The sequence below is a fragment of the Streptomyces sp. NBC_00335 genome, assembly GCF_036127095.1.
Classification (GTDB): Bacteria; Actinomycetota; Actinomycetes; order Streptomycetales; family Streptomycetaceae; genus Streptomyces.
The window spans coordinates 1195466-1210277 of the sequence record NZ_CP108006.1; the positions used below are offsets into that span (position 1 = coordinate 1195466).

Annotated in this window: 17 protein-coding genes; 7 read left to right on the top strand and 10 right to left on the bottom strand. The window is 73.1% G+C overall.

Going from position 1 to position 14812, the window contains the following annotated elements; translation table 11 throughout:
• Entirely contained in the window at positions 1–1116 is a 1116-nt protein-coding gene (locus OHA37_RS05510) for a serine hydrolase domain-containing protein (protein ID WP_266903040.1), read from the bottom strand.
• An 86-nt stretch (positions 1117–1202) separates the two neighbouring features.
• Here OHA37_RS05510 and OHA37_RS05515 point away from each other — a divergent pair, with 86 nt between their 5' ends.
• Positions 1203–2120, top strand: a complete 918-nt coding sequence (locus OHA37_RS05515) for an AraC family transcriptional regulator (protein ID WP_266903042.1) — start codon at positions 1203–1205, stop codon at positions 2118–2120.
• Between the two features lie 22 nt (positions 2121–2142).
• On the opposite strand, the gene OHA37_RS05520 is transcribed toward OHA37_RS05515, so the two are convergent.
• Both OHA37_RS05520 and OHA37_RS05525 read right to left on the bottom strand, forming a co-directional pair.
• Entirely contained in the window at positions 2143–2568 is a 426-nt protein-coding gene (locus tag OHA37_RS05520; RefSeq protein ID WP_266903044.1) for a hypothetical protein, read from the bottom strand.
• Positions 2565–3659, bottom strand: coding sequence for a molybdopterin-dependent oxidoreductase (locus OHA37_RS05525; RefSeq protein ID WP_266912521.1), 1095 nt, complete (start codon positions 3657–3659; stop codon positions 2565–2567). Before OHA37_RS05525 ends, OHA37_RS05520 begins: the two co-directional genes overlap by 4 nt.
• 244 nt (positions 3660–3903) lie before the next feature.
• On the opposite strand from OHA37_RS05525, the gene OHA37_RS05530 reads away from it, so the two are divergent.
• On the top strand, positions 3904–5331 hold the full coding sequence (locus OHA37_RS05530) for a glycosyltransferase family 87 protein (RefSeq protein ID WP_266903045.1): 1428 nt from the start codon (positions 3904–3906) through the stop codon (positions 5329–5331).
• Here OHA37_RS05530 and OHA37_RS05535 read toward each other — a convergent pair.
• Entirely contained in the window at positions 5304–6149 is an 846-nt protein-coding gene (locus OHA37_RS05535) for a chitosanase (RefSeq protein ID WP_266903046.1), read from the bottom strand. The two genes, OHA37_RS05530 and OHA37_RS05535, sit on opposite strands and share 28 nt — an antisense overlap.
• Before the next feature lie 319 nt (positions 6150–6468).
• Between OHA37_RS05535 and OHA37_RS05540 the strand changes: the two genes are divergently transcribed.
• On the top strand, positions 6469–7458 hold the full coding sequence (locus OHA37_RS05540) for a methyltransferase domain-containing protein (RefSeq protein WP_266903047.1): 990 nt from the start codon (positions 6469–6471) through the stop codon (positions 7456–7458).
• 22 nt (positions 7459–7480) lie between these two features.
• Here the strand turns inward: OHA37_RS05540 and OHA37_RS05545 are convergent, their stop codons facing one another.
• The 4 genes from OHA37_RS05545 to OHA37_RS05560 all read right to left on the bottom strand — a co-directional run bounded on the left by OHA37_RS05545 (position 7481) and on the right by OHA37_RS05560 (position 10830).
• Entirely contained in the window at positions 7481–8107 is a 627-nt protein-coding gene (locus OHA37_RS05545; RefSeq protein ID WP_266903048.1) for a GNAT family N-acetyltransferase, read from the bottom strand.
• 137 nt (positions 8108–8244) lie between these two features.
• Positions 8245–9333 carry a magnesium and cobalt transport protein CorA gene (locus OHA37_RS05550; RefSeq protein ID WP_266903049.1) on the bottom strand — a complete coding sequence of 363 codons (1089 nt, stop codon included), beginning with the start codon at positions 9331–9333 and terminating at the stop codon, positions 8245–8247.
• A 110-nt stretch (positions 9334–9443) separates the two neighbouring features.
• Positions 9444–9836: a TOBE domain-containing protein gene (locus OHA37_RS05555; protein ID WP_266903051.1), complete on the bottom strand. Its 393-nt coding sequence runs from the start codon at positions 9834–9836 to the stop codon at positions 9444–9446.
• A 97-nt stretch (positions 9837–9933) separates the two neighbouring features.
• Positions 9934–10830, bottom strand: coding sequence for a LysR family transcriptional regulator ArgP (locus tag OHA37_RS05560; protein ID WP_266903053.1), 897 nt, complete (start codon positions 10828–10830; stop codon positions 9934–9936).
• Between the two features lie 70 nt (positions 10831–10900).
• On the opposite strand from OHA37_RS05560, the gene OHA37_RS05565 reads away from it, so the two are divergent.
• Positions 10901–11536 (top strand): LysE/ArgO family amino acid transporter, encoded by a 636-nt coding sequence (locus OHA37_RS05565; RefSeq protein WP_266903054.1) that lies wholly within the window; start codon positions 10901–10903, stop codon positions 11534–11536.
• A gap of 139 nt (positions 11537–11675) precedes the next feature.
• Complete coding sequence (locus OHA37_RS05570; RefSeq protein WP_266903055.1) at positions 11676–12743, top strand: NUDIX domain-containing protein; 1068 nt, start codon at positions 11676–11678, stop codon at positions 12741–12743.
• A gap of 170 nt (positions 12744–12913) precedes the next feature.
• On the opposite strand, the gene OHA37_RS05575 is transcribed toward OHA37_RS05570, so the two are convergent.
• Both OHA37_RS05575 and OHA37_RS05580 read right to left on the bottom strand, forming a co-directional pair.
• Entirely contained in the window at positions 12914–13306 is a 393-nt protein-coding gene (locus tag OHA37_RS05575; RefSeq protein ID WP_266903056.1) for a VOC family protein, read from the bottom strand.
• The gene (locus OHA37_RS05580) at positions 13303–13605 is read right to left on the bottom strand and encodes an ArsR/SmtB family transcription factor (RefSeq protein ID WP_266903058.1); all 303 of its coding nucleotides are present in this window, start codon (positions 13603–13605) and stop codon (positions 13303–13305) included. The genes OHA37_RS05575 and OHA37_RS05580 overlap by 4 nt, the downstream gene beginning before the upstream one ends.
• Positions 13606–13873: 268 nt before the next feature.
• Here OHA37_RS05580 and OHA37_RS05585 point away from each other — a divergent pair, with 268 nt between their 5' ends.
• Positions 13874–14446: an RNA polymerase sigma factor gene (locus tag OHA37_RS05585; protein ID WP_266903060.1), complete on the top strand. Its 573-nt coding sequence runs from the start codon at positions 13874–13876 to the stop codon at positions 14444–14446.
• A complete protein-coding gene (locus OHA37_RS05590; protein WP_443046117.1) occupies positions 14443–14787 on the top strand; it encodes a hypothetical protein in 345 nt (114 codons plus the stop codon). Before OHA37_RS05585 ends, OHA37_RS05590 begins: the two co-directional genes overlap by 4 nt.
• The last annotated feature ends 25 nt before the right edge of the window (positions 14788–14812 follow it).

A 14812-nucleotide genomic window follows, 5' to 3' on the forward strand; every position in this document is an offset into this window, starting at 1 on the left:
TCAGCCCAGTCCGGCGTACGCGGCCATGACGATCTCCATGCCGCGGTCGTCCTGCTGCCGGTCCCTGTCGATCATCTGGTTCATGACGTAGGCCACCGTCATCCGTGCGTCGGGATCGCTGACCACCAGAGAGCCGCCCCAGCCGCCCCAGCCGAAGGTGTTGCCGAACTTCCCGAAGCCCGCCGTCCAGCACATGGGCGTACCCAGGACGCGGTCGGGACCGGCGAACACCTCCTGCCACGCGGGCTCGCACCCCTGGGGGGACAGCAGTCGCACGCCGCCGGCCGTTCCCCGGTTCGCCAGGGCCGACTGGACCAGGGCGACGGAGCGGGCGTTGCCGAAGCCGTTCACCGCGGGGATCTGCGCGCGGCGCCAGGCCGGGGAGTTGACGTCCCTGCCCCGGACGGCGACGGCTGTGTCCTCGCGGCGTGCACCGTCCGGTCCGGGCGGCGCGCTGGCGGCGTACGCGTCGGTCAGGGACGGCGGCGGGATCAGCGGTGCGACGCGGTGGTCGTGCTCCGCGGGGAGCCCGATGTGGAAGTCCGCGCCCAGCGGCCCGGCGACCTCCTGCGCGAAGAACTCGCCGATGCCGAGGCCGGTGACGCGGCGGACGATCTCGCCGACGAGGAACCCGAAGGTGAGGGCGTGGTAGCCGGCGGCCGTTCCCGGTTCCCATGAGGGCGCCCGCGCGGCCAGCCCCGCCGTCACGGCCTCCCAGTCGTAGAGCTCCTCCACCGACCGCAGCCCGGGGAGGTCCGGCAGACCCGCGGTGTGCGAGAGGACGTGCCGTACCAGCACGCCCTCCTTGCCCGCCGCGGCGAACTCGGGCCAGTAGGCGGCGACCGGCGCGGACAGGTCGAGGAGGCCCCGGTCGGCCAGGATCAGCGCGCACAGGGCCGTCATGTTCTTGGTCGTCGAGTTCACGCAGGTGAGGGTGGAGCCCTCCCAGTCGGCGGAACGGTCCGCATCGGCGTACCCGCCCCAGAGGTCGACCACCGGCTCGCCGTCGATGAAGACGGCCGCCGAAGCGCCCACGTCTTCCTTGGCCAGCAACCCCGCAAGTGCCTCGTGGACCGCGCCGAACTGCGGCTCGCAATATCCCTTAATGTCGTTCATGGGCGTAAGCCTCGGGCAGCGCCACGGCTTGCCGCCCGACAATTCCCGCACGGGATGTGTCGGGTGGGCACGGAAGGACGGACAGCGTGCTGGAGCGGCTGAACCAGGCGTTGGAACACCTGGAGTCCCGCCTCGACCAGGAGATCGACATGGCCGAGGTGGCCCGGATCGCCGCCGTGTCGGAGTACCACTTCCGGCGGCTGTTCTCCGCGCTCGCGGGGATGCCGCTCCCGGTGTACGTGCGCCGCCGGCGGATGACGCTCGCCGGGGCCGAGGTGCTGGCCGGGGAGCTGACGCTGCTCGATGTCGCGGTGCGGTACGGGTACGGCTCGGGCGAGGCGTTCGCCCGGGCGTTCCGGTCGGTGCACGGCATCGGGCCGGGCGAGGCCCGGCGCACGGGTGCGGTGCTCACGGCGCAGCCCCGCATGTCCTTCCGGGTCGTCGTCGAAGGAAGCACGGCCATGCGCTACCGGATCGTGGAGAAGGAGCCGTTCCGGGTCCTCGGCAGGAAGGCCCGGGTGCCGCTCGTGCACGAGGGGGCCAACACGGCCGCCACGGCCCATGTGGAGAGCCTGGACGAGCGGACGGTCCTGCGGATGAAGGAGCTGTCCGGCCTGGAGCCGGAGGGGGTCCTGTCGGCGGTGGTGCACCTGACCGACAGCCGGGAGGAGGGCGCCGAGGTGGACTACTGGGTCGGCGTGGTGACGGGTCCCGGGACGACCGCCGGGACCGCCGGGACCGCCGGGATCGCCGGGATCGCCGACGGGGAACTCGACTCCCTCGACGCCCTCGACGTGCCGGCCGGTACCTGGGCGGTCTTCGACAACCACGGCCCCTATCCGAGCTCCCTCCAGGATCTGTGGCGCGACGTGTTCACCCAGTGGTTCCCGTCGAACCCGTACGCGAGCCGGCCGGGTCCCGAGCTCCTGCTGACGCGGCCGGTGGCGATCGGTGCGGAGACCGACTCCCAGCTGTGGATCCCCGTCGAGCGGGACCGCGGCTGACCCCGCGCAACCACGGTCCGGGTCACTCGTCACCGCGCGCGGCGACTCCGGAGGGACGGGGCCGCGAACGCCGCCACCGCCCCACGGCCGCCATCGCCCCGGCCACCACCGCCACCGCGGCGAGCACCAAGAGCAGGTTCCGCCCGTACGGCAGCGGCAGGGCCGACGGGTTCGGCGGCGTCCCCGGACGCAGCAGCAGGGGCAGGGTGACCAGTACGAGCACGCCCGCCGTCAGCAGGGCTCCCCGTACGAGGCCCCGCGCGGGCACGGCGGCGACCGCGAGGCCTGCCGCCAGGACGAGGGGCGCGATGATCCCGTCGTGCAGGACGAGCGCCCCGCCCATCCACACCAGTACGTCGAGGGGGTCGGGCAGTTCCGCCAGCAGCCGGCCGCCGATGGCGATCAGCAGGAGCCCGGCGCCGCCCAGGAGCAGCCGCACGCCCTTCACAGGACCTCCAGCAGCGTGACCCACTTGGTCTGCAGGACTCCGGGCCGGTTCGGCGCGATGACGCGCGCCGGGTAGCCGTGGTCGGCGGTGAGGACCTGGCCGTTCAGTTCCAGCGCGAGCAGGGTCAGCGGGTCCTCGGCGTAGTCGCGGCCCATCTCCATCACCCGGTAGGCGCCGCCCCTTTCCAGTGAGGTGACCCGCAGCGCGGCCCCCGCCGGGGCGCCGGCCCGTGCCATCAGGTCCCGGATCCGGACGCCGCTCCAGCGTGCTTCCACGCTCCAGCCCTCCACGCAAGCGATCGGCAGCCGCGCCTGCGCCCTGGGCAGGGCGCGGAGTTGATCGAGCGTCAGGGTGTAGGGGGTGGGGCCCCGCACCTCCAGCCGCCAGTCCCGTACCGCCCGCTCGGTGACCCCGGCCGCCGCGGCCGTGCGGTTGACCGGGAGCCCCTGCGGTCCGTGGTCCGGGTGCCGGGGCGCGAGCAGGTCGAGCCGCTTCAGCGGGGTGAAGGACTGGCCGACGGTGGTGAGGGTGACGGCTCCGACGGCCGCGCCGACACCGAGCATCAGGGAGCGCCGGTCCGGGCCGTCCTGGGCGGGGAGTTGGAGCGTTCCGGGCGAACGGCGGCTCCAATGAGCCTTGATTTCCGGCGCCTTGACGGCGAGATGCAGGAGCAGCGAGCCGGTCACCACCCAGGCGAGCGCGAAGTGCGTCTGGATGAAGCCGAACGGCCATGGATACCACTCGGCGATGTTGAGGAGTCCGGTGAAGACCTGGAGGACGGCGGAGGCCACGAGCACCGCCACCGACAGCCGTTCCAGCCCGTGCCGGACACCGCGCACCGGGGGCCACACGAACAGCCTCGGGTACACCGCCCACAGCTTCGCCAACAGCAGCACGATCGCAGCGAGCCCGGTGGCGATGTGCAGGCCCTGGGTGAGCCGGTAGCCCCAGACCGGGCGGCCGGGCAGTGAGTCCGCGGCCCAGCCGGGCGGGTGCTGGAGGTAGTGGCTGATCAGGCCGGTCAGGAAGCAGACGGCGAAGGCCGCGCCGAGCCAGCGGCCGAGGGCGGTGGCGGTTCGGGCGTCGTGCAGACGGCCGCCGAAGGAGGGCGGCCGGAAGGGGAAGCGGGAGGCGGGTTCCGGCGGAGCAGGGGGCGGAGGGGGGCGGAGGAGGCGCCGAGGGAGGCGGAGGAGGCGCGGACGGGGGCACGGGCGGAGTCATGCCCTCCATGAGAGCGCCGCCGGGCCCCGCGCGGGCGGCCCGACACCTTACGAAACGCGGACGCCGGGCCGGGTCGCCCGCCCGGCGGCGCCCCGCGCTGCCAGGCTGGCCCGTATGGACCACCCCCGCGCCCGGACCCTCCTCACCGTGCTGCTGCTCGCCGCGCTGACCGCCGTGCTCGTGCCCGCCGTCGGCGAGGAGGGCTACTTCGCCGACCCGGCGCGGCTCACCTGGTGGTACGCGGCCGCCTGGACGCTGTTCGGCGCGGCCGCCTGGTCGCTGCGGCGGGTGCCCGAGCGGTACGTGGTGCCGCTCGTGCTGGCGGGCGCGCTGGCCGTCTGCGCGGCGGGACTCTCCGGGCCGCCGCTGACCAGCACCGATTCCTTCCGCTACGCCTGGGACGGGCGGGTGCAGGCCGCCGGGATCTCCCCGTACGACCATGCCCCCGCCGATCCGGCGCTGCGCGCCCTGCGCGACGACTGGCTCTTCCCGCGCGGTGCGGCCGCCTGCGCCGGGCCGGACCGGGTGGCCGTCGAGCCGGGGGTCTGCACCCGCATCAACCGGCCCGCCGTGCACACCGTCTACCCGCCCGTCGCGGAGGGGTGGTTCGGGCTGGTGCACGCCCTGTCCCCGGCGGGCGTGCGGCACAAGGCCCTGCAGACCGCCGGGGCCCTGCTGGCGCTCGCCGTCACCGGGGCGCTGCTGCTGGTCCAGCGCCGCCGGGGCGCGCGGCTGCGTACCGCCGCCTATTGGGCCTGGTGTCCGGCGGTGGCGGTGGAGGCGGTGAACAACGCGCACGTCGACGTGCTCGCCGTGCTGCTGTCGGTGGCGGCGCTGGGGGTGGTGGTGCGCCGGCGCGCCCTCGGCGGCGCCCTGTTCGGGCTGGCGATCGCGGCGAAACTGCTGCCCGCGGTACTGCTGCCGGGTGCGCTGGCCGGCGTACGGCGGTGGCGGGACGCGGCGGCGCTGCTGCTGCCCGCGGCCGCGGTGGTGGGCCTGGCGTACCTGCCGTACGTACTGGTCTCGCGCGCATCGGTCTTCGGCTACCTGGGCGGCTACGCGGAGGAGGAGGGGTACGAGGACCCCGGCGCGGGCGGCCGTTACGCGCTGCTGCGCCTCGTGCTCCCGGACTCCTGGTCGGTGCCCGCGGTCGCGGTCGGAATGCTGGCGGTGACGGCGTACGTCTGGCGGCGCGGGGATCCGCAGCAGCCGTGGAGCGCGGCGCTGCTGGTGACGGGCACGGCGTTCCTGCTGATGACTCCGGGCTACTCCTGGTACGCGCTGCTGCTGATCGCGCTGGTGGCGCTGGACGGCCGCGCCGAATGGCTGGGGGTGGCGATCGCGGGGGCGGCGGCGTACGTCTCGGTGCGCGCGCTGGGCGGGGCGACGATCCCGGTGGCGTACGGGCTGGCGGGCGCGGCCGTGCTCGTGGGGTGGGCGCTGCGGCGGCGGGCGGCGGCCCGGGGAGGGAGGGGAGTTGCCCCCGGGCCGCCGCCTCGCGCTCCTCGGAGCGGTCAGCCGATGTGGAAGGGGTCTCCGTAAACCTTCCAGTCCAGGGGGGTGTTGAGGTTGAGGTTGCCCTTCTTGACCCACACCCGCTGGGCCGTGTCGACGCGGCTGGTGTCGCTGTGCGCCTCCTCCTGCTTCATCGCCCAGACGCGGGCGTCGAGGAAGGCGTTGAGCCAGGTGGTCTCGTTGCCGCCCTGGGCCGGGGGCTTGGCCTTGGAGAGGGCGCGCTTGCGGATGTTGCGGAAGCTGGTGGAGTCGTCGCCGTCGCCGTGCATGACGATGGCGTCGTAGTAGATGAACTGGCCGAGCACGCCGACGCCGTCGGACTTGCCGCGGCTCACGGCCGGGTTGAAGTAGACCCGGTCGCGCTCGTGGTCCTGGGCCTTCTTGAAGTCGGAGTCGGAGGCCGCCTTCACCCAGTCCTTGGTGAAGTTGGGGTCGAGGCCGGCGTGCGAATCACTGCCGTCGACCTTGCGCAGCGCCGGGAGGTACTTGGCGAGCACGTTGCCGGGCTTGATCTGCGTGTAGTACTCGACGAGTTCGAGCATGTCATGGGTGCCGGAACAGAAGCCGATGATGCCGGCCGTGTAGCCGCGGCCGTCGTCTATGTCCTCGATGTACTTGTACTGCGCCTTCCAGTTCAGCGAGGAGTTCTCGGCGCTGGAGACGATCTGCATGGCGATGTCCTTCTTCACCGGGTCGTCGAGTCCGACGGCGGCGGCCGACACCTGCGCGGAGGCCGGCGCCGCGGTGGGGGCGGCGGCGGTCGCGTGGGCGGTGACGGGCACGGCGAGAAGGGCGGCGCCGAGCAGGGTACTGACGGCCAGTCGCTTGCGGTGGGGGGTGAACACGGTGCCTCCATGAGGGAGTTGATGCTCGGGCGACTTCGTTAGGAAACTTTACTACCAGAAGTCCCGTCACCTCAAGAGCCCGGGACGACCCGCTCCGAGCGGACGGAATTCACCATGCCCTCCACCGGCATATGAGAGGCTAAGCAGGGCATGCTTACGCAGATGCCACTGATTCCGGCCAATGGAATCTCATATGCACGATCAATGGAAAGCGTCGGACAAGCACGGGCGAGCACCGGGCACGCGCGAGGCGGGCAGGGTCAGGCCGGGCCAAGCCCGGGAGCGGGCGTGAGCACGACGCAGGAAAGGGAGGCGCCCCATGGCCGTCCTCGTCATCGGAGACGCACCCACCGAAGCCATCGAGGCGGCCGGGCTGCGGATCCAGGCGTGCCGGAACGACGCCGACGACCCCCTGCCCGCCACCCTCACCGGGATCGACGCGGTGGTCCTCTCCCCCGGCGCCACCCCTGCCGCCCTCCCCCTCGTCGGGCCGGCGCTGGCCGCCGAAGTGCCCGTCCTGGCACTGGGCGAGGGAGCCCGGCTGCTCACGGAGGCGGCGGATACGAGGCTCCGCTCCGCGGGCGACACCACCGACCCCGTGCTCGGCGGCGGCTCCGCGGTGCACGGGTTCCGCGTGGGCGCCAGCGCCTGGGTGCTGCCCGTCTCCGACGAGGCCGACCGCGCACTACTGGGCCGTTTCGCCGCATTGGTTGCCGCGCGCACCGAAACCACCGCCACCCGCGCCTTCTTCACGCCCCGGGCCGCCGCCTGGGAGGAGCGGTTCGCCTACCAGACCCCGGCCTACGAGGCCGCCGTCGCCCGGATGCGGCTGCGCCCCGGGCAGCGCGCGCTCGACCTGGGCTGCGGCAGCGGCCGCGCCCTGCCCGCGCTGCGGGCCCTGGTCGGAGCCCGCGGCACGGTCATCGGCGTCGACCTCACGCACGCCATGCTCACGGCCGCCGCCCGCGCGGGCCGCGGCGGCCCGGCCCGGCTCCTGCTCGCCGACTGCGGGCGCCTCCCGCTGCCGGCCGGCGCCGTCCACGGCATCTTCGCCGCCGGGCTCCTGGACCACCTGCCGCATCCGGGCGCCGCCCTGCGCGAGTGGGCCCGGGTCACGGCCCCCGGCGGGGAGTTGCTGCTCTTCCACCCCTCCGGCCGTGCGGAGCGGGCGGCCCGCCACGGTCGGGCCGTCAGTCCCGACGACCTCCTGGCCGAACCGAACCTGCGTCCGGCCCTCGAAGCGGCGGGCTGGCACGTGGCCGCGTACGAGGACGCCCCCACCCATTTCCTGACCCGCGCCACCCGCTGACCCCGCCGGGGCGGGGCTCCGCTCAGCCTCCGGAGCGGCCGGCGGTCCGAGCCGCCAGGCGGTCCAGCAGGCCCTGCTTCACGTCCGGCCATTCCGGGCGCGTGATGCTGTACACCGCCGTATCGCGGATCCAGCCGTCGCGCATGACCATGTGGTGCCGCAGCACTCCCTCGGGCTTGGCGCCGATCCGGGTGATCGCCGCCCGGGACTTCGCGTTCCGCACGTCCGTGAGCAGCTCGACGCGGTTCATCCCCAGCGCCTCGAAGGCGTGCGTCAGCATCAGCAGCTTCGCCTCGGTGTTCGCACCGCTCCGCTGCCAGGACGCGGCGAGGAAGGTCCAGCCGATCTCCAGCCGCCGGTTCGCGGTGTTGATCACCATCAGCCGGGTGGACCCGATGACCCGTCCCGTCGCCGCGTCCACGGTCGCGTACGGGATCTGCGTGCCCGCCGCCCGTGCCGCGATCGCGTCCTCGATGAAGCCCCGGACATCGTCCGGGTGCGGGACGATCGTCACCGCGAGCTCCCACAGACTGCCGTCGCGGACCGCCTCGCACAGCCCGTCGTGGTGGCGGAGCTCCAGCGGCTCCAGCCGCACCCGCTCCCCCACCAACTCGGCCGTCGCCGACCCGTCCACGTCCACCTGCTGCATGCCCGACCTGCCCGTTCCTCGTGGTTGCGCGCCAACACGCGGACCCTATCGGCGCGGCTGGGCGCCCTCATCCGGTTTTCCGCCGCCCCGGCCGGGCAGGGTCGGAGCCGGCCGTCGCGCCGAGGGTCGCGGTGGATTCAGAGCCAGCCGTTGCGCCGGAAGCCCCGGTGGATGACGAAGCACGCGACGACCATCACTCCGAGCACGAAGGGGTATCCGTAGGTCCACTTCAGTTCGGGCATGTGCTCGAAGTTCATGCCGTAGACCCCGCAGACCATCGTCGGGACGGCGATGATGGCCGCCCACGCGGTGATCTTGCGCATGTCCTCGTTCTGGGCGACCGTCACCTGCGCGAGATGGGCCTGCAGTATCGAGTCGAGGAGGGCGTCGTACGCGCCGATCTGGTCGGTGGCACGGGTCAGATGGTCGGCGACGTCCCGGAAGTAGGTGCGCATCTCCGGCGGGATGACCGGAATCGGCAGGGTGCTCAGCTGCTGGAGCGGCCGTCCCAGCGGGGCCACCGCCCGGCGCAGTTCCAGCAGTTCGCGCTTGAGCTGGTAGATCCGGCCGGCGTCCCCACGGCCCCCGTGCTCGCTGAAGACCATGGTCTCGACGGCGTCTATGTCGTTCTGCACCGCGTCCGTGACGGCCACGTACTCGTCGACCACGTGGTCGGCCAGTGCGTGCAGGACGGCGACCGGCCCCTTGGCCAGGTGCTCGGGGAAGACCTCCAGCTCCTCGCGGACCGACCCGAGGGTGCCGCGGCCGCCGTGCCGGATGGTGATGACGAAGTCGTTGCCGGCGAAGGCCATGAGCTCGCCGGTCTCCACCACCTCGCTGTTCGCGGTCAGTTCCTCGTGCTCCACGTACCGCACCGTCTTGAACACGGCGAAGAGGGTCTCGTCGTAGCGCTCGATCTTGGGCCGCTGGTGGGCCTGGACCGCGTCCCCGACGGCGAGCGGGTGCAGGCCCAGCAACTCGGCGAGCCCGGCGAACTCCTCCTGCGAGGGCTCGTGCAGACCGACCCAGACGAAACCCTCGCCCGTCTTGCGGACCCGGCGCAGCGCCTCGCCGACATCGGCGTGGCCGTGGCCGTCCTGGCGCACGCCGTCCCGGTACACGATGCAGTTGACGACGGCGCTGCCGAGCGGGGAGCGGACCGGGTGACTGAGGTCGACCGCCCGCCGGTAGCTGCGGCGCACGGCCCGGCGCAGGTTGCTGAACATGGACAACGAACGTACTCCCCTTCGGCGGAACAGCGGCCAGTGTGCCACCGGCACGCGGACCGCGGGACCACGGAGCGGCCGCGTGAGCGTCCGCGTGAGCGGCCTCCGGCCTAGGACCGGTCGATGAAGACGCTCGTGGACTTCACCCGTGCCGTCGCCCTCGCTCCGACCTCCAGGCCCAGTTCCTCCACGGCCTCCCGGGTCAGCAGCGACACCACGCGGTGCGGTCCGGCCTGGATCTCCACCTGGGCGTCGACCGTGCCCAGTTTCACGCCCGTCACGATGCCGGGGAAGGCGTTGCGCGCCGAGGTGTACGCGGCCTCCTCGCCGTCGCCGCCCTCCTGCGCGACCTCCACGCAGAACGCCGCCAGGTCCGGCCCGTCGACCATCCGCCGGGTACCGTCGCGATGCGTCGGGAACCGCTCCGCGTCGGCCCACCGCCGGGCCGTGTCTACGCTGACGCCGAGCAGCCGCGCCGCCTGGCCGATGGTGTAGGACTCCATGCCCGCAGCCTAAGCCCTCCGCGACCGGTCCTCGCAGGCCAGGGGGCCCGCCCGGCCCGCGCGAGATCCCCGTGGGGTCCGACCCGAAAGAGGCGGCCTAGCCGAGCGCCCCCGCCGCCGCCCGCGCGACCGCCGCCGCGACCATCGACAGCGCGGGCGAGTCCAGCTTCCACTGCTGCCAGTACAGCGGGATGTCCAGGCTCCGCCCGGGCGCGATCACCACCAGCTTCCCCGCCTCCAGCAACGGGTCCGCCTGCACCATCGGCAGCATCGCCCAGCCCAGCCCGGCCGCCGTCGCGTCGCAGAAGCCCTCCGAGGTCGGCACGTAGTGACGCACCGTGGACGCCCCGGCCGCCGCGTCCCCCGTCAGCGCCCGCACGAACTCGTCCTGGAGCAGGTCCAGCCGGTCGAACACGACGACCGGCGCCCGGCGAAGGTCCCGCTCCACCGCCTCCCGCAGATGCCGCGCCGCGAACTCCGGGCTCGCCACCGGCAGGTACCGCACGAGCCCCAGCCTGCGCACCGTGCACCCCGCCACGGGCACCGGCTGTGAGGTGACCGCCGCCATCACGCGCCCGTCCCGGAGCAGTTCGGTGGCGTGCGCCTCGTCCTCCCGGTGCAGTTCGAAGGAGACCGGCGGGTCCTGCGGCACCCCCGTCAGCGCGGGCAGGAACCACGTGGCCAGCGAGTCCGCGTTGACCGCGATCGGCAGCCGCACCGGGCCCAGGCCCTCGGCCATGCCGAGCTCGGCCCGCGCGTCGCGCTCCAGCCGGACCAGCTGCCGCGCGAAGCGTACGACGACCTCCCCGGACTCGGTCGCCCGTACGGGCTTGGTGCGCATCAAGAGCACCCGCCCGGTCCGCTGCTCCAGCGCCTTGACGCGTTGGCTGACGGCGGACGGGGTCACGTGCAGGGCGGCGGCCGCCGCGTCGAAGGTGCCCTCGTCGATCACCGCGAGCAGGGTCCGTACCTGGTCGACAGGCAGCTCATCCATCACGCCGGCTAATGGTACGTAAGAATCTTTAGCTGTACTCCTCGCCGCGCCGCTCCTTACGGTCGAAGACATGACACACGGCATCATCACGGCGGCCCTCGCCGGCTTCGGCACCGGTCTTTCCCTCATCGTCGCCATCGGCGCCCAGAACGCCTTCGTCCTGCGCCAAGGCGTACGCCGCCAATCGGTCCTCCCCGTGGTCGCCATCTGCGCCCTCTCGGACGCAGCGCTCATCGCCCTCGGCGTGGCCGGCGTCGGCGCGTTCGTCACCGCCTGGCCGCCCGCCCTCACCCTCGTCGGCCTCGTCGGCGGCGCCTTCCTGATCGGCTACGGGGCCCTGGCCGCCCGCCGGGTGCTGCGCCCCGACCCGGGCGCCGCCCTCGCCGCGGACTCCACCGGCAGGGCCTCCGGCTCCGCCTCCGCCCGGCGCGCCGTGCTGACCTGCCTGGCCATGACCTGGCTCAACCCGCACGTGTACCTCGACACCGTGCTGCTGCTCGGGTCCATCGCCGCCGGCCGCGGCGACCTGCGCTGGGCCTTCGGCGCCGGGGCCGTCCTGGCGAGCCTCATCTGGTTCGGCGCGCTCGGCTACGGCGCCCGGCTGCTGAGCGGCCCGCTCGGCAAGCCCTCGGCCTGGCGGGCCCTGGACGGCCTCGTCGCGGCGACCATGGTCACGATGGGCGGCCTGCTCCTCGTCCGGGCCTGACCCTCCGCCCCCGCGCGTACGTGGCTTCCACCCACCGAGGTCCACCCCATGGACACTCCCCGAGTGGGTACGGATCACCCTGCCCCGCCACCTCACACGTCACCTCGTACGTCATCTCCCCGCCCTTCCAGGAGCCCCCGTGCCGGATCAGCCCCCGCCTCCGCCCGCGTCCCCCTCCACCGATTCGGCCCGCGCCTACTACGCCGCCCAGCCCTCCCCCCTCGTGGCCGCCACCGGCATCGTGCTGGACCAGCGCGGGCGGGTGCTCGTCCTCACCACCTCCTACAAGGCGGAGCTGGAGCTCCCGGGCGGATGCGTGGAGGACACCGAGACCCCGGAGGAGGGACTGGCACGCGAGCTGAAGGAGGAGCTGGACCTGAGCGTGCCGGTCGGGCGGCTGCTCGCCGTGGACTCCCGCCCGCCGGGGCCGCTCGGCCGCTCCCTCGTCGTCCACGTCCACCTCGTCGGACCGCTCACGACCGAGGAGGCCTCGGCGATCTCCTTCCCGGACGGGGAGATCACCGAGGCGCGCTGGCTCAGCCCGGAGGAGGCCTACGAGGCCCTGTCGACCCCGAAGGCCTCCCGCCTGCGCGCCTCCCTTGCCGCCCTGTACTCCGGCTCTCTCGCCCACCTGATCGACGCGGTCCCGCAGCCCGGATCACCGGCCGGCCTCGACCCCGCGCGCCGGGCGGAGCTGGAGCACGCGAACGCCTACGACCCCGCCGGCCACCGCGCCGCCCGCCCCAAGGCCCTCACTGCGGCGAGCGTGCTGTTCACCGACTCCGCGGGCGGGGTCCTGCTGGTGCGGCCCGCGTACGGCGATCCGGACCACTGGAACCTGCCCGGCGGCGGCATCGACAGCGACCTCGGCGAGATCCCGCGCGACGCGGCCCGCCGCGAGATCCTCGAAGAGCTCGGCCTCGACCTCGCCCCCGGCAGGCTGCTCGCCGTCAACTGGTCCCACCGGTCCGGCTATCCGGCCCGGGTCCGCTTCCTCTACGACGGCGGCACCCTCGACGCCACCGCCCTGGCCCGGATCCGCCTGCCCGAGGCGGAGCTCCTCGCATGGCGCGCGGTCCCCCCGGCCGAACTGCGCCGGTTCGCCAAACCGGCGCTCCGCCGCCAGATCGAAGCCTGCCTCTCGGCCCGCACCACGGCCGCCGGCCCCCTCGAACTGCACGCGGGGCGACGGGTGGATCAGACCTAGACAGCGAAGAAGGCGGCGCCGCCGGTCGATCCGGCGGCGCCGCCTTCCTGCTTCGGGTGGGTCAGGTCAGAAGAGGTTGGCGACGCTGGTGGCCCAGCCGCCCCCGCCGACCAGCAGACGGCTCATCGGGGATTTTGCTGCACCAAACAGACGTCCCGGTCCCCTACGGGCTACTTCGGCTCGGTCGCGAGCTGGATCAGGTTGCCGCAGGTGTCGTCGAAGACGGCGGTGGTGACGGGGCCCATCTCCAGCGGCTCCTGCGTGAAGCGGACGCCGAGGCCGCGCAGGCGCTCGTACTCCGCGCTGACGTCGTCGACGGCGAACTGGGCGAGCGGGATGCCGTCCTCGACGAGCGCGTCCCGGTAGGTCCTGGCGGCCGGGTGGGCGGCGGGCTCCAGGAGGAGTTCGGTACCGCCGGGCTCTTCGGGCGAGACCACGGTCAGCCACCGGTGCTCCCCGCCCAGCGGGACGTCGTGCTTCTTCACGAACCCGAGGATCTCGGTGTAGAAGTGCAGGGCCTTGGCCTGGTCGTCGACGAAGACGCTGGTCAGGTGGATCTTCATGGGGTGCTCTCTTCCGGTCCGGACGGGTCGGGCAGGCGCCATCGCTCGGCGATCTGCCGCAGCGGGGCCGTGTTCAGGTCATGGAACTTGTACCGGCCTTCCCGCCTGGTCTCGACGAGTCCGGCGGCCTCCAGCACGGCGAGGTGCTGCGAGACGCCCTGGCGCGAGATGCCGAGCCGATGCTTCATCGTCAGCCGCGAGCAGATCTCGAACAGCGTCTGCCCGGACTTCTCCGCGAGCTCGTCGAGGATGGTGCGGCGGGTCGGGTCGGCCAAAGCTCTGAAGAGTTCGTCGGCCACCCCCACAGGATAGGCAAGCAATCACTTGCCTATCAAGTCGACGACGACTTCGTCCGGAGGCGAATCCTTTTCGGACCCGCCCGCCTCTTGTCCGTGTACCGGCCGACCGGGCCGAGTAGGACACAGGAGGAAACACCCATGATGATCACCAGCCTCGTAGTGCTCGGCACCCTGCTCGTGGGCGCGTGCAGCTGGCACCTGCTGCGGCGCTACAAGGGCCGGATCTGAGCAGAGCCCGTGCCGAACGCCTACCGGGAATGAGCACCACATGAACCAACGCTTCGCCTGGCCGGACGAGCGGCTGATCAAGGCCGCCCAGGACGGCGATGTCACGTCACTCACCACCGTCGTCATGGAATCGCAGCCGCACGTACGCAAGTTCGCCCTGTCGCTCTGCGCCTCGCCGCAGGACGCGGAGGACGCGGCGCAGGAGGCGCTGATCATCCTCTACCGGAAGATCGGCAGCCTGCGGGCCACCGGCGCCCTCGCCTCGTGGATGTTCCGGATCGTGCGCAACGAGTGCCTCCGGCAGCTACGGACGCTCGCCTCGCGGCGCGAGGAAGCGCCGGCCGCACCGGCGCCCACGGAACGGTCCGCCGAGGACGCCGTGCTGCACGGGCTGGAGGCGGAGCGGATCGCGGCCGCCCTCAGCTCCCTCCCCCGCGACCAGCGGCAGATCCTGATCCTGCGGGACGTCCAGGGCCTGCCCGGCAAGACCGTCGCCGATGCGCTCGGCCTGAGCACGGCCGCGATGAAATCGCGGCTGCACAGAGCACGCGCGGCACTGCGCCACTCACTGGCGGCGATCGACCAACCCGTCCAAGGAGACTCACGACCGTGAACACCGTCGACAGCGTGAAGCCCGTCAACACCCCGGGGCCCGCACGACCCTCACAACCCGCAGCGCCCGAAAGGAACTTCGCCAGCGCGTCCGTCCCGCGCCACCTGGCGCGCGGCGCCATCGGCTTCGGCCTGATCATCGGCTCGATCGCCCTGGTGCCCGTCATCGGTCCGGTCGCCCTGCTGGCGGCCGCGCCGGCCCTCGTCGTCTTCCGCGGCTGCCCCACGTGCTGGCTGGTCGGCCTGGCACAGACCGTCTCCCGCGGCCGCCTGGAACGCCAGTGCGCGGACGGCGCCTGCACCCTCACCAAGGCGCACCCGGCAGCGAAGTCGGCGCGGTAGCCGGCAGCCCGGCGGACGAACAACT